Source organism: Enterobacter sp. NFIX58, from assembly GCF_900110475.1.
Lineage (GTDB): Bacteria > Pseudomonadota > Gammaproteobacteria > Enterobacterales > Enterobacteriaceae > Enterobacter > Enterobacter quasiroggenkampii.
The window spans coordinates 322775-339947 of the sequence record NZ_FODW01000001.1; the positions used below are offsets into that span (position 1 = coordinate 322775).

Here is a 17173-nt window from a genome sequence, read left to right on the forward strand (position 1 = left end):
ACTTTTTCCCGGAGGCTGTGTCTTATTGTGCTCAAGATATCTGATAGCGTGCTTAAAGGGATTTCACCCGCGGAGATAATATGAACAAAAATACGCTGATCCTTGTTGTTGAAGACGAAGACGAAATCGCCGATATACTGATGAGCTACTTAGAGCGTTCGGGAATGAAAACGCTCAGGGCCAGGCAGGGCGAGCAGGCGATAACGCTCAATCGCCTCCATAAACCGGATCTCATCTTGCTGGACATTCACCTGCCCGTGTGTGACGGCTGGAGCGTGCTTACCACGCTTCGCCATGAAAGTGCTGTCCCCGTCATTATGGTTTCCGCTCTCGATCAGGACGTCGATAAACTTATGGGTCTGAGGCTCGGCGCGGATGATTACGTCATCAAACCCTTCAACCCTTCGGAAGTTGTCGCACGGGTTGAGGCGGTGCTGCGTAGAACAAAGCCTGCGCTTCAGCAGGCGGGGGCCCTGCCGCTCAGAACGCCATTCATTACGGTCTATCCGGATGATTTCTACGTGGAGGTTACTGCGGGGCCCGAGGTTATCTCCCCGGTCTTAACGACGACCGAATTTAAATTGCTTTCTTACCTGATGCGGTATCCGCGCAAGGTCTGTTCCCGTGAAGAGTTGCTCAACGCGTGTTTGCCGGAAGGCGATACGCTCGACAGAACCGTCGACAGCCATATGAGCAAGCTGCGAAAAAAACTGGAGCAGGCCGGTCTTTATGGCGTTCCCGAGAGCATCAGGGGCATGGGTTACCGGCTTGGGGAAAAGAAATGAATAAAGAATCTGTCCTGAGTCGTCAGATCTTAACGTATATGCTGTTGCTGACGTTTACGATAATTGCCATCGCCATACTGGGCTCCTGGTTTTTTTACTCCTTTATTCTGGATCATCTTCCCGGCGGCCCTGCTGCGGGCGATGACGAGCAGATGACGATGTGGGACTGGGTATGGATTGGGACCGCGACAACGATCAGCCTGATCATTGCCGTATTCTTTACGGTCAAACTTTCATCGCGAATACTCACCCCGCTAAACGCGGTCGCGTCCAGCCTGAAAAAAATTTCTCAGGGCGATCTGGACGCCAGGGCATTCTGTGCCAGTTCCCGGCTGGGTGAGATCAATCACCTGGTTACGGATTTCAATGAAATGGCAGAAAAGTTGCAAACGCTGGATATCCAGCGGAAATCCTGGAATGCTGCGATTGCACATGAACTCAGAACCCCGGTCACCATTTTACGCGGAAGGCTTCAGGGGCTGGTTGACGGGGTGTTTACCCCGGACCCGGTGCTGTTTACTAACCTCCTCAAACAGACGGAAGGATTAACCCGTCTGATTGAAGATCTCCGGGTTATCAGTTCGGATGGCGGGGCAGGATACACGTTATACCAGGCCAGAACGGATCTGAAAGGGACAATACAGGACGCGCTCGATACCTTCATGCCCGAGTTCAACCGTAAGGCATTTACCGTCCATACTGAACTGAGGGTGCAGCAGTGCGTATTCGATCCCTTACGCATCAATCAGTGTCTGACCGTTTTATTTGACAATGCCTTACACTATTCCACTTCGCGCAAGCTCACGGTAAAAAATGGTGTTTCGGATAAAGGCAATTTTATCCTGATTCAGGATGGGGGACCGGGTATTCCCAGGGAGTTTCATGACTTCCTGTTTCAGCCCTTTCAGCGCGATAACGGCGCCAGACAGTTGAACCCGGAAGGCTGTGGTTTGGGCTTGTCGGTGGTAAAAGCCATCATGCTGGCGCATGGTGGCGATGTTACCTATACCTTATCAACGCAAAACCACTCAATATTTAAACTCACCTGGCCCGACTCGTGAGCGTCAGCGGCAGGTCAAATGTGCCTGCCGGCGGTAAATGCCATATTTTTCCTAGCTTAGCATCCCATTCCTGCGGGGTAATCGACAGTTTACCGCGTCTCGGGCTTAAGGTTATTTCACTGAAATAGATTTCATCATTTTTTAGCATGAGGTCAACGCGGCAGTAGTCAATGCCATCCGCCAGCTCCTGGGATGCCAGCAACGCTTGTCGGAACAAGGCCGGTTCGCCTGGCGCCAACGGTGTATTCGGATATTCCATCTGAAAGGGTTGTAAGTTCCAGTACCTGTCGTAAACGTTGATGAAACCTTTTCCGCTGTCATCCGTAAAATCCGCTTCAACATAGTGGGCAACGCCATGAAAGCAATGGATCCTCAGCATTTCGGGGGCTGTGTTCCTGTCTGCATCATCAAAGAGATCGACAAACGGTTCGCAAAGTATTTTTGGCGTAATGTTTTTGTACTGCCATTCGCGCGTGGTGTAGTACATATTTTTCTTTAACGCGAGACTGAGTTTTTTACACGCTTCCCTGACGTTAAATTGCGCTTTGTTCGTACATATTATTGTGCTGCCACTGTCATGGTTGCACTTAAGGACGAATTTTTCAGGGAGCGTCGAAAAATCAATCTGGGACACCTTACTGTAGACGCCGAGTAATGGCACCGTTTTGACTCGCGTTGTTCTGGAGATTACGTATTCCCGAACGGCGAGTTTATCGGCAAGCAGGGTATAGACGTTATTGTGGTCATAAACCAGACGATGACATATTTTTTCACTCAACGTCGTGGGGGATTTAATGTCAGGATGCTTCCCCGATGTTTTCTTGAGCCTCATAGTATGAAAGTACAGGTCTGTCATTAAAAATGAACGACATTTTCTGATGAGATACTCGGTATATTTGAGAACGTAAGTGGCGTTGTTCATTTCTTCTCCTCCGTAATGTCCGGATATTCTGGAGAAGAACTGTTGATGTATTTTGCTGAGAATATGGAGCAGCTATGGAGATGAAAAAGTTAAGGATTAAACAGCGTGTTAAGGCTATTTAATCCTTATTAAGCGGTGCAACGTTTGTTTACCGGTCTTTGCGCCACGCATCGGCTGTCAGTGCTTCACCGAAATGACCGGCTATCAGCCGTTTTGTCAGCTCGTGAAGCGGGGAGGCCATCACATCCGCCGTGCTGCCACGCTCGACCACTTCACCCTGGTGCATAACCATCACCTGATCGCTGATGTGTTTCATCATCCCCAGATGCTGGGTGACGTAGATATACGAGATGCCCTGTTTTTCCTGCAGCTCCAGCATCAGGTTAATCAGCTGCGAACGCATCGACATATCCAGCGAGGCAAGCGCTTCGTCAGCAATGATCACTTTCGGGCGCAAAATCAACGCACGCGCCAGACCCAGACGCTGTTTCTGGCCGGGGGCCAGCATGTGCGGGTAGTAGCTTTCGTGATCCGGTAACAGCCCAACCATGCGCAGGGTTTCGAAGATACGCTTGCGGCGCGCCTCGGGCTCCAGGTCGGTGTTCAGACGCAGCGGAAAATCGAGGATCTGCGAAATGCGCTGGCGAGGATTGAGCGAGGTCGATGGATCCTGGAAGATCATGCGGATGCGCTGGCTGCGGAAAGAGTAATCCCCGAACGTCAGAGGGTGATCGTCAATCAATACTTCGCCAGCCGTGGGTTCAACCATGCCAGCAAGCATTTTCGCCAGGGTTGATTTCCCGGAACCGTTCTCGCCGATGATCGCCAGGGTCTGTTTTTCACGCAGGGTAAAGCTGAGCGGTTTTACCGCGTCGACAGTTTGACGATGAAACAGCCCCGTGCGGTAGCGAAAGGTCTTACTCAGGTTGCGGACTTCAAGCAAGGTTTCGACCATTTCACTCTCTCTCCATGTTCAGCGGGAAATGACAGGCGTAAAGATGATTTTTGGCCCCGGTCAGGCGTGGCGTCTCGATACATTTACGCTGAGCATACGGGCAACGCGGCCCCAGACGACAGCCTATCGGCAACGATTCCAGCAGCGGAATCGCCCCGGGCAGGGTATTCAGGCGGCTCTTATGCGGCATGGCGCTGCCAAAATCGGGAATCGCGCGGATTAGCGCCTGCGTATACGGGTGGTGCGGCGCGGTGATCAGGTCTTCACTAGGCGCGGTTTCGACCGTTTGTCCGCAGTACATCACGTCAATTTTATCCGCCCATTTGCTGAGCATTTGCAGGTCATGGCTGATCAGCAAAATGGTGGTGTTGTTGTTCTGGTTGAGACGCGACAGCAGGCGGAAGATTTGCGCCTGCGTGGTGGGTTCCATCGCGTTCGTCGGTTCATCCGCAATCAGCAAACGCGGCTGATTAGCCAGCGCGATGGCAATCATCACTTTCTGACATTCACCGTCGGTCAGCTCGTACGGGAAGCTGCGCATCGCATCTTTGTGATCTTTGATCCCGACGCGGTGTAATAGCTCAATGGCACGACGCTTGCGCCAGCCAACGCGCTGCCACCAGCGGCCTTTATAGGTCCAGCCGGGGATGTTCTGCATTAACTGTTTGCCCACGCGTTCGGACGGGTCGAGACAGGACTGCGGCTCCTGGAAAATCATCGAGACGTTATGCCCGACCAGCTTACGCCGCTCGCGGGGAGAGAGGCGCAGCAGGTCGATGTCATCAAACCGCATACGGTCGGCGGTCACGCGCCAGTTATCTTTCGCCACGCCGCAGATGGCTTTGGCGATCAGGCTTTTGCCTGAGCCGGATTCCCCCACCAGCCCGCGGATTTCACCTTCCGCGAGGGTGATACTGATGCGATCGACGGCTTTAACCCAGCCTTCACCGGTTTTGAATTCAATGGTGAGGTTGCGAATATCAAGAAGCGGCATTATTGCACCCCCGCGTTAATTGCACGGCGAATACCGTCGCCCAGCAGGTTGATCAGCAGCACGCTCACCATAATGGCCGCACCCGGCAGCATAACCGTCCACGGCGCCACGTAAATTAACTCCAGCGCGTCACCGAGCATCGCACCCCATTCAGGCGACGGCAGCTGCGCGCCGAGGTCGAGGAAGCCGAGCGCCGCGATGTCCAGAATCGCCATCGACAGGGCGCGGGTGATCTCGGTGACCAGCCCGGACGCGATGTTAGGCAGCACGGCAAACCACAGAATGTTGAAGGTGGTCGCGCCGTCCAGACGCGCAGCGACGACATACTCTTTTTCCAGCTCGTCATGCACCATGCTGTAAACCGAGCGCACGATGCGGGGCAGGATAGCCAGCCAGACGGCGAACATGGCATGCGACAGGTGCGGACCGGCAAAGGCAACCACAATGATCGCCAGCAGCAGAGACGGAATCGACAGCAGCGTATCCAGAATGTGGTTAAGCACCGCCGAGCGGAGGCCATGCGTGGATCCCGCAAAAATACCCAGCGCCAGCCCGCAGATCGTGGCCGCGAGCGTCACCACAAACGCGCCGCCCACCGTCGGGGCCGCACCGCTCAGCAGGCGGCTCAACACGTCACGTCCGAGGTCGTCCGTTCCCAGGAAGAAGGAGACTTCCCCGTAGCGGGACCAGGACGGCGGCAGCAGCTGATAGCCAAGGAACTGCTGGTCAATGCCATACGGCGCAAACCAGGAGCCAAAGACGCACAGCAACACCAGACCGGCACAGCCATAAAGGCCGATCATTGCCGTGGTATCGCCATAGAATTTACGCCACACGGTACGTAGCACACCGGGTGTGCGCTTTTCACTGTATACGCTATCGTAAGGCATACCATTCCTTATGCTTCAATGGGTTGGCCATGGCACCCAAAATATCGGACAACACGTTGACAATAATCACCAGCGAACCAATCACCATCACGCCTGCGGAAATCGCGGCGTAGTCCTGCTGGCGGATAGCGTTAATCAGCCACCGTCCGAGGCCAGGCCAGCTAAAGACCATCTCGGTGATCATGGCCAGCGTGAGCATGGTGGAAAACTGTAATCCCAGACGCGGAATAACCGGCGGCAGCGCGTTGTGCAGGACGTTGCGGCGTAGGATGGTCAGGCGCGACAGTCCGCGCGTGGCGGCGGCTTTGACATAGTTCTGGTCAAACACCTCGATGGTGCTCAGGCGCATCAGGCGGATCACTTCGGTTGTTGGCGCAACCGCCAGCGTCAGCACCGGCAATACCATATGGCGCAGGGCGCTGACGATCATCTCGTGACGCCACACCGAATCAGACAGCCACGCATCGATGATGGCAAAGCCCGTCACCGATTTAACCGTGTAGAGCAGGTCAAAACGGCCAGAAACCGGTAGCCAGCCCATCGTCAGCGAGAAGAAAAGCGTCAGCAGTAGCGCCAGCCAGAAGACCGGAATGGAGAAGCCGAGCAGGGCGAGGGCGCTGATAAACTTATCCTGCCATTTGTTGCGATATATCCCGGCCAGCATGCCCACGGGGATCCCGACCATCAGGGCAAAACCGAAGGCCAGAATGCAAAGTTCCATCGTGGCCGGGAAAACCTCTTTCAACTGATCGGAAATAAGCTGCCCGTTAATGCTGGACACGCCGAAGTCCCAGTGCAGCAGCCCGTTAAACCAGAAGAGCCAGGCATCCCACAGCGACGATCCCTGGAGTGGGGCGTGGGGCGTGAAATAGCTCAGACTAAAGCCGACAAAGTTCAGGAAAAAGAGCGTCACCAGCAGCAAAAGGAGCCGACGCAAGGTAAAAATAATCATGGTTTTTTCACCTCTTGTTCTTTTTCACGCGACACGCCGGCGAACGAGGCGTTGCCAAACGGGCTCAGCACCAGGCCTTTAATATCATAGCGATACGCCTGAAGGCGCAGGGAAGAAGCCAGCGGCAGCACCGGCAGTTCCTGAGCAAGGATCTTCTGCGCTTCATCATAGGCGTCGATGCGCGAGGCCAGCTGTTGGGAAGCCAGCGCTTTTTGCAGCACGGCGTCAAACTCCCGGTTACACCAGTGGGCGTAGTTGGTCTGCGAGTTTATCGCCGCACAGCTCAGCAGCGGCCGGAAGAAGCTGTCCGGGTCGTTGCTGTCGGTGGCCCAACCGGTGAGGGTTAAATCATGATTCATATCCATCAGGCGCGCCTCCTGGAAACGGCCCTCTACCGGTACGATGATCACTTTAACGCCTACCTGCGCCATATCCGCCTGCAGCAGTTCGGCGGTCTTGAGCGGGCTGGGGTTCCACGCCTGGGAGCTGGTGGGCACCCAAAGCTGCAGCGTGAGGTTTTCTGCCCCCAGCGCTTTCAGCTGTTCACGCGCTTTTGCCGGATTGTATTCCGTAATTTTAGCCTCACCGTCGTAGGCCCACGAGGCGCGCGGTAAAATTGAGGCGGCGGTTTCCGCCGTGCCGTAATAGATCGACTGCATCAGGCGCTGGTTGTTAATGGCCAGCGCCAGAGCGTGCCGAACAGCAGGGTTATTCAACGGCGGCTTATCCGTGTTAAAGGCCAGATACGCGATGTTCATCCCCGGGCGTAGCGTCAGACGCAGACGCGGATCGTCGCGCAAAATCGTGAGCTGGCTGGCTGCGGGCCAGGCAAGCACGTCACATTCCCCGGTGAGCAGTTTCGAGAGCCGCCCCGTTCCGCCAGAGCCGAGATCGACCACCACCTGCGGCATCAGCGGCGTACCGCGCCAGAAGTGTTCATGGCGCTGCAGACGAATATATTGACCGGCGCGATATTCGGCCAGCTGGAACGGACCGGTGCCAACCGGCTGGCGATCGAGCAGTTCCTGACGATCTTTTTTCGTCAGCTGAGCCGCGTATTCGGCTGACATGACGGATGCATAGTGCGTTGCCAGGTGCCAGAGGAAGGAGGCATCCGGGCGCGTCAGCGTGAATTCAACCGTGCGGTTGTCGAGCTTACGTACGCTTTTCACGGTGTCGGCAAACTGCAGACTGTCGAAATAGGGGAAATTGCTGCCGTTAACGTTATGCCACGGATGGTTGCGGTTGAAGATACGCTGGAAGGTGAAGACCACGTCATCCGCGTTCAGCTTGCGCGAGGGGGTAAACCACGGCGTACGCTGAAACGCGACATCATCGCGCAGGTGAAAACGGTAGGTTGCGCCGTTATCCAGCACTTCCCAGCTTTCTGCAAGCTCGGGCACGAGACGGTAGGTGTACGGGTCAACATCAAGCAGACGATCGTAAAGCTGCGCGGCAAGGGTATCCACAATCAGGCCGCTACCCGCTTTTTGCGGGTTGAAGGTATCCACCTGGCCGCTTACGCAATAGACGAAGCCGCTGTCACGAATGTCAGGCTGCGGCGTTTGCCCGGGCGCGGCAAAGGCCTGGCTGCTAAACAGACCAAGTGCAAAAAAGGACGATAAAACCAGACGCATAATTTTTAAGGTATTAAATATGAAGTGGCTATCCTACTAATTTTAAACGACATTATCCAGTATCGTTTAAGCCTGAGGGCATAATGGGGGCAGTAACGTCTGCAGTCGGTCACTCAGCGTCACAACCCGATGCACGTTCATACCTGCAATCCACTTTGAATATACCTCATGGACTATCTTAGCATTTTCGTGGCGTATCTGACTCGCTATAAACGAAGGATTTAACCCGGCAGACAGGGTTTCGCAAAGTCGGTCGGTATAGTTACGTCTTCGCTGGGTAAAATGACAGGAATGCAGGGTACATTCCAGGTGCGATATCATTTTAATTGTAATATGTGTCTGATATATTATGATTTTTTACTAAAGTAAAACAAATTATGGCATTCAGACTACCCGCCAAACGCGAAGTGTTTGCATACTTTTGCCTGGGATTATGGTTTTACGGGATGTGTCGGCTTGACATCTATACAAGCGATGCGTACTTGATAGAACCAGGTTCTGTTTATTGTCCAATTATCTTGATTTCAGTCGCTATAGGTGCCTTTGCATCATGGCGCGTTTCGTCACGCGTCAAAAGCAAAGAGGGTAAACTGGAGCGCGTTAAGTTTTTCCTGGCTTGTTTTGTGTTTGTAGTGGGTGTCGTATCTTTCACACTCTGGGAAAGCACTGAAGCAATCATCGTTTCAAGTGCAACGCAAACAGTTAGCGGAACTTACCCTTTCAGGATGAACTACCCAGGACCTTCATGCGGAAAACATTGCCGTTGCAAGGCTGGGGTTGTCTATTATGACGAATTCTTAAAGCGTGAAATTGAATTCTGCCAGTGGGATGACGCTTCGTCTTTTTTCTACACAGACTCTATTCGTGTGGTCAAAAAAGTCAATGCTCACGGCGGTAAAATAATAAGCCATGAGGCAATTCACTAATTCAAAAGAGTGTCCTGAGATAGCTACATAATGAATAATAAGAGTGCCCAGAAGCAAGCGCATCACTGGAATAGTGAGCTTAGTGTCTTGAAAATAAAGTTTTTTTGATCAAGTGAAATGATGCCGACAGCTAAAAGTAACGAACCACCGCTCGCCATGATTAAAAGATTAAAATAGAATTTCCAGGGGTGTTTAGAGCAATAAACATAATACTTCTCATAGGTTCCGTTGAGCCAGCCAATAAAAACTCCTGTCTTCAGAGCTTTACTTGTATGCCAGATGTAGAAAATACCGCCTAAGCAGAATGCGAGAGAAATCAAAAAATCTAAAATAGCCATCTTAATAATATCCTTATTCTTCTTGATTCATCTATTGCTTTTTTTTCATAAAATAAGTGAATTTTAAAGTGATAGACACTGTCATCGCATTTGATGCTTTTTGAGCAATGCCCTTAACTGATGGTAGGTCAGACCCAGCAGTTCAGCTGCCCGTTTCTGGTTGTATTTCGCCATCTTCAGGCTTTGCTCCAGCAGCTGTTTCTCCTGGTCGTGCTGGAACTGGCGCAAATCAAGGGGAAGAGCAGGGGCGTCGCCTGGAGATGCTGGTGCGGGCAAGGGCGGGGCGCTGCGCTGAAAAGGATCGATAATGATGTTGTCCAGCTCCGTCTCGCTGCTGCCGTGGCGATAGACGGAACGCTCCACGACGTTTTTCAGCTCGCGGATATTGCCCGGCCAGTGGTACGCGAGCAGCGTCTCCCGTGCATAATCGCTGAAGCCGGGGAACAGCGGCAGTCCGAGCTCGCGGCACATCTGAATCGCAAACTGGTCTGCCAGCAGCATAATGTCGCTTCTTCGCTCGCGCAGCGGAGGAAGCTGCACGACGTCAAAGGCCAGGCGGTCGAGCAGGTCGGCACGGAATTTTTCCTCTGCCACCCTCTCCGGCAGGTTGGCGTTAGTGGCGCACACCAGGCGCACGTTCACCTGCAGCGGCTGGCTGCCGCCGACGCGCTCCAGCTCGCCGTATTCAATCACGCGTAGCAGTTTCTCCTGCACCAGCATGGGCGCGGTGGCCAGCTCATCAAGAAACAGCGTACCGCCGTCGGCGCGCTCAAAGCGTCCGGGATGGCGTTTCTGGGCACCGGTAAACGCGCCCGCCTCATGGCCGAAGAGCTCGGTGTCGAGCAAGTTTTCATTCAGCGCCGCGCAATTAAGGGAAATGAAGGGGCCGTCCCAGCGCCCGGATAAGTAGTGCAAACGGTTGGCGATGAGTTCCTTACCCGTACCGCGCTCGCCGATAATCAGCACCGGTTTATTGAGCGGCGCCAGGCGAGAAACCTGTTCCAGCACTTCCAGAAAACTGTTTGCTTCGCCGAGTAAATTGTCTTTGTATCCAGGCATGATGAAATTAACCACTCCTTAGCGATATTCACCAGGCAAGAATAGTTCTTCACTGCATGAAAATCAACCATGGCCTGTTAAATCAATAAGATAAAAAGTTGGCATGAGATTTGTATTATCTGTGCAGCAGGGCATCGCCCGATAACAGAACTATGAGGAGTCAATTATGGGTATTTTTTCTCGTTTTGCCGACATCGTGAACGCCAACATCAACTCACTGCTGGAGAAAGCGGAAGATCCGCAGAAGCTGGTGCGTCTGATGATTCAGGAAATGGAAGACACGCTGGTTGAAGTCCGCTCTACCTCCGCCCGCGCGCTGGCGGAGAAAAAACAGCTTACGCGTCGTATTGAACAGGCCACCGCTCAGCTGAACGAATGGCAGGAAAAAGCAGAACTCGCGCTGCGCAAAGACAAAGAGGATCTGGCCCGTGCGGCGCTGATCGAAAAACAGAAGCTGGCGGACATGGTCGCGACGCTCGAGCATGAAGTGACGCTGGTGGATGACACGCTCACCCGCATGAAGAAAGAGATTGGCGAGCTGGAAAACAAGCTGAGCGAAACCCGCGCGCGTCAGCAGGCGCTGACCCTGCGTCATCAGGCGGCAAGCTCTTCCCGTGACGTGCGTCGCCAGCTCGACAGCGGTAAGCTGGATGAAGCGATGGCCCGTTTTGAGTCGTTTGAGCGTCGTATCGACCAGATGGAAGCGGAAGCCGAAAGTCACGGTATCGGTAAGCAGAAGTCGCTGGATCAGCAGTTTGCTGACCTCAAGGCCGATGATGAAATCAGCGAGCAGCTGGCGGCACTGAAAGCCAAAATGAAGCAAGATAACCAATAATAATTCATGCGGCACCTGAACGTGCCGCATCGTAAGACAAGGAGTACACATGAGCGCGCTTTTTCTGGCTATTCCCCTGACAATTTTCGTGCTGTTCGTTTTGCCGATTTGGCTATGGCTGCACTACAGCAACCGTTCCTCACGGGGTGAACTCTCCCAGAGTGAACAACAGCGTCTGGTACAGCTCTCCGACGAGGCGAACAAAATGCGTGAACGCATTCAGGCGCTGGAAGCCATCCTGGATGCTGAACATCCAAACTGGAGGGACCGTTAATGTCTGGACTGAATCTGAACAAAAAGCTGTGGCGAATTCCACAGCAGGGCATGGTACGCGGCGTCTGTGCCGGGCTGGCTCATTATCTTGACGTCCCGGTTAAGCTGGTACGCGTGGTGACGGTGCTGTCGATCTTCTTTGGTCTGGCATTTATAACCCTGGTCGCTTACATCGTGCTGTCGTTTGTTCTTGACCCGATGCCGGAAGGAGAACTGGCGGCGGAAGGCGCACCCACCAGCAGCGATCTCCTTAATGCTGTTGATGAACAACTCGCTGCCGGGGAGAAGCGGTTACGGGAAATGGAACGCTATGTCACGTCGGATACCTTTACGCTGAGAAGTCGTTTTCGTCAGCTTTAAGAGAGTGAAGAGATGAAACAACACTGGCAACAGGCCGGTCAGAAGGTTAAACCCGGCCTCAAAATCGCAGGTAAACTGGTCCTGCTGACCGCGTTACGTTTCGGCCCAGCAGGCGTGGCGGGGTGGGCGATAAAATCCGTTGCCCGCAAGCCGGTCAGAATGGTTCTGGCCGTGGCGCTCGAACCGCTGTTGCAAAAAGTGGCAAAACGGCTGTCGCGCCGCTACTTGTCCCAGTAATTCCCTCACGCGTTAGCCCTTACTCTTCCTGGAGGGGGGCTGGCGATGATTAACCTCACTTCCTCGTTAACCCTGCTTTCTTTGCGGCAGCTCACAATATTGTGCTGAGCTGCTTTGCAATCGTGTTTTTCTCCTGCCCGGTCCGTTGACAGATATTTTTCATGGGAGTAGATTGCCACTCCGTGGGACCGCTACCATGGAAAATAAAGTGAACGAAAAAATTAAAGCACTCATTGATCTTGTTTATGGAAAAACGTTTTCTGAAGCACATCTTCATGTGCTGCTGGAAAATATTGAAAAGGCCGCCTCTGTTATTACAGAAAAGCGTAAAATGGGCTGGGATGAAAAAGATGTCGTTCTGATAACCTACGCCGACCAGTTTTCAGCGAAAGGGGAGAAAGCACTCCCTGTTTTTACACGTTTTTATAACAAATGGCTTTCGCGTTCTTTTTCTCATGTCCATCTTTTGCCTTTTTATCCGTGGTCCTCGGACGACGGCTTTTCTGTCATTGATTATCATGAAGTTGCGCCTGAAACCGGATCATGGCGAGATGTTGCTGAATTAAAACAGTCAGCCAGCCTGATGTTTGATTTCGTCTGCAATCATATGTCGGCCAAAAGTGCCTGGTTTGCTAATTACCTGAAGCAAATGCCAGGGTATGATGATTTCTTTATTTCTGTCGATCCTGAAACAGATTTATCCGCGGTGACGCGTCCGCGTGCCTTACCGCTTCTTACGCCTTTCACGCTGCATGATGGTAGCGTGCGACATTTGTGGACCACCTTCAGTGAGGACCAGGTTGATCTCAACTTCGCCTCTCCGCAGGTGCTGATTGCGATGGTCGACGTGCTGCTGCATTACCTTATTGAAGGGGCGCGATATATTCGACTGGATGCCGTTGGGTTCATGTGGAAAATACCGGGAACGAGCTGCATTCACCTTGAGCAAACTCACCAGCTCATCCAGCTTTTCCGCGCCATTACCGAGGCGGTTGCCCCCGGCACGGTGATAATCACCGAGACGAACGTTCCGCATAAAGATAACGTCTCTTACTTCGGTAACGGCGAAAATGAAGCGCAGATGGTTTATCAGTTCTCGTTGCCCCCGCTGGTGCTGCATGCGGTGCATTGTCAGGATGTGCGCACGCTGAGTCAGTGGGCGGCGTCGCTTACGTTGCCTTCTACCAAAACCACCTGGTTCAACTTCCTGGCCTCGCATGATGGCATTGGTCTTAACCCATTACGCGGAATATTACCTGAGTCGGAGATCCTCTCGCTTGTAGAGAAGCTTCAGTCCGAAGGCGCGTTGGTTAACTGGAAAAATAACCCGGATGGCACGCGAAGCCCTTATGAAATTAATGTGACCTATCTGGATGCATTAAGTACGCGAGAAAGTCATGATAGCGATCGCATTGCCCGGTTTATTCTGGCCCATGCCGTCCTGTTAAGCTTCCCCGGTGTGCCTGCGATTTATATCCAGAGTATTCTCGGCTCCCGTAATGATTATGACGGGGTAGAGCGTCTGGGATATAACCGTGCGATAAATCGCGAAAAATATACCGCAGGACAAATTGATAGCACGCTTGAAGATAAAAATAGTCTGCGTTATCAGGTCTATTGTGCGTTAAGCCAGTTAATCGTACTGCGTCGTGCGGAAAAAGCATTTCACCCTGACAGTCAGGCTTATTTTAGCACGTCAGGTGAGCATGTTTTAAAAATTGTTCGCGTGGCGGATTGTGGTGAAAAAATAACAGCGCTATTTAATTTCAGTGATGCTCCTCAAACAGTTGAATCTGACATTCACGCCGGAAGGGAATTGATTAGCGGAGAAGATATTACCGATACGACTCTGACCCTAAATCCATGGCAGGTTTTGTGGATTAAAGAAAACTAAAAAGGACCTTAAACATGAAAACACCCAGAATTGTGCTGATATCAGCACTGGTTTCGTGCGCCCTGTTATCAGGCTGTAAGGATGACAAAGCGTCCTCTGTCACCATTGAGTTTATGTACTCGTCGGTAGAGCAGGAGCGTCAGGCCGTTATTACGAAACTGATCGAAAAATTCGAGAAAGAGAACCCTGACATCACGGTAAAACAGGTACCGGTGGAAGAGGATGCCTACAACACCAAGGTGATTACGCTGGCAAGAACCGGCGCGCTGCCTGAAGTGATTGAGGTCAGCCATGACTACGCAAAAGTAATGGATAAAGAACAGCTTCTGGATCGTGACGCTATCGCTGAAGCCGTTAAAGCGGTGGGGGAAAACACCTTCTATGACGGAATCTTACGCGTAGTCCGTACGGAAGATGGCGCAGCCTGGACGGGCGTGCCGGTCAGCGCCTGGCTTTCCGGCGTCTGGTATCACAAAGATGTGCTGGCCGCGGCGGGCATTGAGGAGCCGCATAACTGGGAACAGCTTCTGCAAGCCAGCCAGCGTCTGAACGACCCGGCTAAAAAGCATTACGGCATCGCGCTGCCGACGGCGGAAAGCGTGATGACCGAGCAGTCATTCTCTCAGTTTGCCCTTTCCGGTGGCGCGAACGTGTTTGATGCAAAAGGCAATGTCGATATCGATACCCCGGAAATGGCAAAAGCGCTGGCGTTTTATAAAGCGCTGGCTGCGACCACCATGCCGGGTTCGAACGATGTCATGGAGATCAAAGACGCCTTCATGAACGGGTCTGCGCCGATGGCGGTTTACTCCACCTACATCCTGCCTGCCGTCTACAAGGACGGAAACCCTTCTAATCTGGGCTTCGTTGTCCCGACTGAAACGTCATCGGCGGTGTACGGCATGATCACCTCGCTCACGATCACCACCGGACAAACCGAAGAGGAGACCAAAGCGGCCGAGAAGTTTGTTACCTGGATGGAACAGGCTCAAAACGCGACGGACTGGGTCATGATGTCGCCGGGCGCGGCGCTGCCGGTAAACAAACTGGTGGTGGGCACGGAGACCTGGAAAAACAACGACGTGATTAAAGCGTTTGGGCAGTTGCCTTATGAGCTGATTGCGCAGTTCCCGAACGTGCAGGTGTTTGGCGCCGTGGGGGATAAAAACTTCACCCGCATGGGCGACGTGACGGGCTCCGGCATTATCAGTTCCATGGTGCATAACGTCACGGTGGGGCAGAAGGACCTTAACACAACGTTAAGCAGCAGCCAGAAGCGACTGACTGATCTCATTACACAACGATAGGAGCGCTCTGCGGAAGGAAATTATGAAGACGTTGTTTTCTGGTCGTTCAGATATGCCTTTCGACATGCTGCTGTTGGCCCCCAGCCTGATACTGCTGGGGGGCCTGGTGGCCTGGCCAATGATTTCCAATATTGAAATCAGTTTTTTACGCTTGCCGCTCAATCCGCGCATTAGCGCCGTGTTTGTCGGACTGGACAATTACATTCGCATTCTCAGCGATGCCGCTTTCTGGCACTCGCTGTGGATGACCTTCTGGTACACGGCGCTGGTAGTGATTGGCAGCACGGTGCTGGGGCTTGCCGTCGCCATCTTTTTCAATCGCGAGTTTCGCCTGCGCAAGACGGCACGTTCACTGGTGATTTTATCCTACGTCACGCCGTCTATTTCGCTGGTGTTTGCCTGGAAATACATGTTCAACAACGGCTACGGCATCGTGAACTATCTGGGTGTAGACCTGTTGCACCTGTATGACCAGGCGCCGCTGTGGTTTGACAACCCGAACAGCAGCTTCGTACTGGTGGTGCTGTTCGCGATCTGGCGTTACTTCCCGTACGCGTTTATCTCATTCCTGGCGATTTTACAGACCATTGATAAATCCCTGTATGAAGCGGCGGAAATGGACGGTGCAAATGCCTGGCAGCGTTTTCGTATCGTCACGCTGCCCGCGATTATGCCGGTGCTGGCCACGGTGGTCACGCTTCGCACCATCTGGATGTTCTACATGTTTGCTGACGTCTACCTGCTGACCACGAAGGTCGATATTTTGGGCGTCTATCTCTACAAAACCGCATTCGCTTTCAACGATTTGGGCAAAGCAGCGGCGATCTCTGTGGTGCTGTTCGTGATCATCTTCGCTGTGATTCTGCTGACCAGAAAAAGGGTGAACCTCAATGGCAACAAATAAACGCGTACTGAGCCGTATTGGTTTTTATCTGGGGCTGGCTGTATTTCTGATCATCACGCTTTTCCCGTTCTTCGTGATGCTGATGACGTCATTTAAGAGCGCCAAAGAGGCGATCTCGCTCCATCCGACCATTCTGCCGCAGGCGTGGACGCTGCAGCATTACATCGACATCTTTAACCCGCTGATCTTCCCGTTCGTGGATTACTTCAGAAACAGCATGGTGGTGTCGCTGACCTCATCGGTGATTGCCGTGTTTCTCGGTACGCTGGGCGCTTACGCCTTGTCCAAGCTGCGTTTTAAGGGCCGCACGACGATCAATGCGAGTTTTTACACCGTCTACATGTTCTCCGGCATCTTGCTGGTGGTGCCGTTGTTCAAAATCATCACCGCGCTGGGGATCTACGACACCGAGCTGGCGCTGATTATCACCATGGTGACGCAGACGTTACCGACGGCGGTGTTCATGCTGCGCAGCTACTTCGACACCATTCCGGACGAAATAGAAGAAGCCGCAATGATGGACGGCCTTAACCGCCTGCAAATCATCTTCCGTATTACCGTGCCGCTGGCGATATCCGGGCTCGTATCGGTGTTTGTCTACTGCTTCATGGTGGCGTGGAACGACTATCTGTTTGCGTCCATTTTCCTGTCCAGCGCCAGCAACTTCACCTTGCCGGTCGGGCTGAACACGCTCTTTAGCACACCTGATTATATCTGGGGTCGCATGATGGCGGCATCGCTGGTGACGGCACTTCCGGTGGTCATCATGTACGCCCTGTCTGAACGTTTTATTAAAAGTGGTTTGACCGCCGGTGGCGTGAAGGGCTGAGGCGGCCAATTTTAA

The 17173-nt window shown here is 52.9% G+C and carries 19 protein-coding genes; 11 read left to right on the top strand and 8 right to left on the bottom strand.

The genetic code is table 11. From position 1 onward, the window contains the following. Positions 1-80: 80 nt before the first annotated feature. Together BMW97_RS01625 and BMW97_RS01630 are read left to right on the top strand one after the other, a co-directional pair. Positions 81-785: a response regulator gene (locus BMW97_RS01625; protein WP_045908879.1), complete on the top strand. Its 705-nt coding sequence runs from the start codon at positions 81-83 to the stop codon at positions 783-785. Further along, the gene (locus BMW97_RS01630) at positions 782-1846 is read left to right on the top strand and encodes an ATP-binding protein (protein WP_045908878.1); all 1065 of its coding nucleotides are present in this window, start codon (positions 782-784) and stop codon (positions 1844-1846) included. Before BMW97_RS01625 ends, BMW97_RS01630 begins: the two co-directional genes overlap by 4 nt. Here BMW97_RS01630 and BMW97_RS01635 read toward each other — a convergent pair. The 6 genes from BMW97_RS01635 to sapA form a co-directional block, all read right to left on the bottom strand. Beyond that, on the bottom strand, positions 1827-2768 hold the full coding sequence (locus BMW97_RS01635) for an ATP-grasp fold amidoligase family protein (RefSeq protein WP_045908877.1): 942 nt from the start codon (positions 2766-2768) through the stop codon (positions 1827-1829). The two genes, BMW97_RS01630 and BMW97_RS01635, sit on opposite strands and share 20 nt — an antisense overlap. 148 nt (positions 2769-2916) lie before the next feature. Continuing rightward, a complete protein-coding gene (gene sapF / locus BMW97_RS01640; RefSeq protein WP_008501227.1) occupies positions 2917-3723 on the bottom strand; it encodes a putrescine export ABC transporter ATP-binding protein SapF in 807 nt (268 codons plus the stop codon). A gap of 1 nt (position 3724) precedes the next feature. Further along, positions 3725-4717, bottom strand: a complete 993-nt coding sequence (gene sapD, locus BMW97_RS01645) for a putrescine export ABC transporter ATP-binding protein SapD (RefSeq protein WP_008501228.1) — start codon at positions 4715-4717, stop codon at positions 3725-3727. Next, positions 4717-5607 (bottom strand): putrescine export ABC transporter permease SapC, encoded by an 891-nt coding sequence (gene sapC / locus BMW97_RS01650; RefSeq protein ID WP_045908876.1) that lies wholly within the window; start codon positions 5605-5607, stop codon positions 4717-4719. Before sapC ends, sapD begins: the two co-directional genes overlap by 1 nt. Continuing rightward, positions 5594-6559, bottom strand: coding sequence for a putrescine export ABC transporter permease SapB (gene sapB / locus BMW97_RS01655; RefSeq protein ID WP_023616846.1), 966 nt, complete (start codon positions 6557-6559; stop codon positions 5594-5596). Before sapB ends, sapC begins: the two co-directional genes overlap by 14 nt. Continuing rightward, complete coding sequence (gene sapA / locus BMW97_RS01660; RefSeq protein ID WP_045908875.1) at positions 6556-8196, bottom strand: ABC transporter substrate-binding protein SapA; 1641 nt, start codon at positions 8194-8196, stop codon at positions 6556-6558. Before sapA ends, sapB begins: the two co-directional genes overlap by 4 nt. Before the next feature lie 377 nt (positions 8197-8573). On the opposite strand from sapA, the gene BMW97_RS23760 reads away from it, so the two are divergent. Beyond that, positions 8574-9122 (top strand): hypothetical protein, encoded by a 549-nt coding sequence (locus tag BMW97_RS23760; protein ID WP_139177171.1) that lies wholly within the window; start codon positions 8574-8576, stop codon positions 9120-9122. Positions 9123-9184: 62 nt separating this feature from the next. Here BMW97_RS23760 and BMW97_RS01665 read toward each other — a convergent pair whose 3' ends face one another. After that, entirely contained in the window at positions 9185-9460 is a 276-nt protein-coding gene (locus tag BMW97_RS01665; RefSeq protein WP_045908874.1) for a hypothetical protein, read from the bottom strand. 81 nt (positions 9461-9541) lie between these two features. Further along, complete coding sequence (gene pspF, locus BMW97_RS01670; RefSeq protein WP_045410368.1) at positions 9542-10519, bottom strand: phage shock protein operon transcriptional activator; 978 nt, start codon at positions 10517-10519, stop codon at positions 9542-9544. Positions 10520-10685: 166 nt separating this feature from the next. Between pspF and pspA the strand changes: the two genes are divergently transcribed. The 8 genes from pspA to BMW97_RS01710 all read left to right on the top strand — a co-directional run bounded on the left by pspA (position 10686) and on the right by BMW97_RS01710 (position 17158). Then, the gene (gene pspA, locus BMW97_RS01675; RefSeq protein ID WP_023617933.1) at positions 10686-11354 is read left to right on the top strand and encodes a phage shock protein PspA; all 669 of its coding nucleotides are present in this window, start codon (positions 10686-10688) and stop codon (positions 11352-11354) included. A gap of 49 nt (positions 11355-11403) precedes the next feature. After that, positions 11404-11628, top strand: a complete 225-nt coding sequence (pspB, locus tag BMW97_RS01680; RefSeq protein WP_023312045.1) for an envelope stress response membrane protein PspB — start codon at positions 11404-11406, stop codon at positions 11626-11628. Beyond that, positions 11628-11987, top strand: a complete 360-nt coding sequence (gene pspC, locus BMW97_RS01685; RefSeq protein ID WP_023617934.1) for an envelope stress response membrane protein PspC — start codon at positions 11628-11630, stop codon at positions 11985-11987. Before pspB ends, pspC begins: the two co-directional genes overlap by 1 nt. Before the next feature lie 12 nt (positions 11988-11999). Then, complete coding sequence (gene pspD / locus BMW97_RS01690) at positions 12000-12224, top strand: phage shock protein PspD (RefSeq protein WP_023312043.1); 225 nt, start codon at positions 12000-12002, stop codon at positions 12222-12224. A gap of 196 nt (positions 12225-12420) precedes the next feature. Further along, positions 12421-14118 carry an alpha-amylase family glycosyl hydrolase gene (locus BMW97_RS01695; protein WP_045908873.1) on the top strand — a complete coding sequence of 566 codons (1698 nt, stop codon included), beginning with the start codon at positions 12421-12423 and terminating at the stop codon, positions 14116-14118. 14 nt (positions 14119-14132) lie between these two features. Next, positions 14133-15425 (top strand): ABC transporter substrate-binding protein, encoded by a 1293-nt coding sequence (locus BMW97_RS01700; protein WP_045908872.1) that lies wholly within the window; start codon positions 14133-14135, stop codon positions 15423-15425. A 22-nt stretch (positions 15426-15447) separates the two neighbouring features. After that, entirely contained in the window at positions 15448-16329 is an 882-nt protein-coding gene (locus BMW97_RS01705) for a carbohydrate ABC transporter permease (RefSeq protein WP_090392424.1), read from the top strand. Then, positions 16316-17158 (top strand): carbohydrate ABC transporter permease, encoded by an 843-nt coding sequence (locus BMW97_RS01710; RefSeq protein WP_008501243.1) that lies wholly within the window; start codon positions 16316-16318, stop codon positions 17156-17158. The genes BMW97_RS01705 and BMW97_RS01710 overlap by 14 nt, the downstream gene beginning before the upstream one ends. Positions 17159-17173: the final 15 nt, after the last annotated feature.

Coding starts and splice junctions, on each gene's coding strand:
- sapB (WP_023616846.1), bottom strand. CDS start 6,559: ATGATTATTTTTACCTTGCGTCGGCTCCTTTTGCTGCTGGTGACGCTC.
- sapF (WP_008501227.1), bottom strand. CDS start 3,723: ATGGTCGAAACCTTGCTTGAAGTCCGCAACCTGAGTAAGACCTTTCGC.
- BMW97_RS01625 (WP_045908879.1), top strand. CDS start 81: ATGAACAAAAATACGCTGATCCTTGTTGTTGAAGACGAAGACGAAATC.
- BMW97_RS01665 (WP_045908874.1), bottom strand. CDS start 9,460: ATGGCTATTTTAGATTTTTTGATTTCTCTCGCATTCTGCTTAGGCGGT.
- BMW97_RS01700 (WP_045908872.1), top strand. CDS start 14,133: ATGAAAACACCCAGAATTGTGCTGATATCAGCACTGGTTTCGTGCGCC.
- BMW97_RS01705 (WP_090392424.1), top strand. CDS start 15,448: ATGAAGACGTTGTTTTCTGGTCGTTCAGATATGCCTTTCGACATGCTG.
- sapD (WP_008501228.1), bottom strand. CDS start 4,717: ATGCCGCTTCTTGATATTCGCAACCTCACCATTGAATTCAAAACCGGT.
- pspC (WP_023617934.1), top strand. CDS start 11,628: ATGTCTGGACTGAATCTGAACAAAAAGCTGTGGCGAATTCCACAGCAG.
- pspD (WP_023312043.1), top strand. CDS start 12,000: ATGAAACAACACTGGCAACAGGCCGGTCAGAAGGTTAAACCCGGCCTC.
- pspB (WP_023312045.1), top strand. CDS start 11,404: ATGAGCGCGCTTTTTCTGGCTATTCCCCTGACAATTTTCGTGCTGTTC.
- pspF (WP_045410368.1), bottom strand. CDS start 10,519: ATGCCTGGATACAAAGACAATTTACTCGGCGAAGCAAACAGTTTTCTG.
- BMW97_RS01695 (WP_045908873.1), top strand. CDS start 12,421: ATGGAAAATAAAGTGAACGAAAAAATTAAAGCACTCATTGATCTTGTT.
- BMW97_RS01710 (WP_008501243.1), top strand. CDS start 16,316: ATGGCAACAAATAAACGCGTACTGAGCCGTATTGGTTTTTATCTGGGG.
- pspA (WP_023617933.1), top strand. CDS start 10,686: ATGGGTATTTTTTCTCGTTTTGCCGACATCGTGAACGCCAACATCAAC.
- BMW97_RS23760 (WP_139177171.1), top strand. CDS start 8,574: ATGGCATTCAGACTACCCGCCAAACGCGAAGTGTTTGCATACTTTTGC.
- BMW97_RS01630 (WP_045908878.1), top strand. CDS start 782: ATGAATAAAGAATCTGTCCTGAGTCGTCAGATCTTAACGTATATGCTG.
- BMW97_RS01635 (WP_045908877.1), bottom strand. CDS start 2,768: ATGAACAACGCCACTTACGTTCTCAAATATACCGAGTATCTCATCAGA.
- sapC (WP_045908876.1), bottom strand. CDS start 5,607: ATGCCTTACGATAGCGTATACAGTGAAAAGCGCACACCCGGTGTGCTA.
- sapA (WP_045908875.1), bottom strand. CDS start 8,196: ATGCGTCTGGTTTTATCGTCCTTTTTTGCACTTGGTCTGTTTAGCAGC.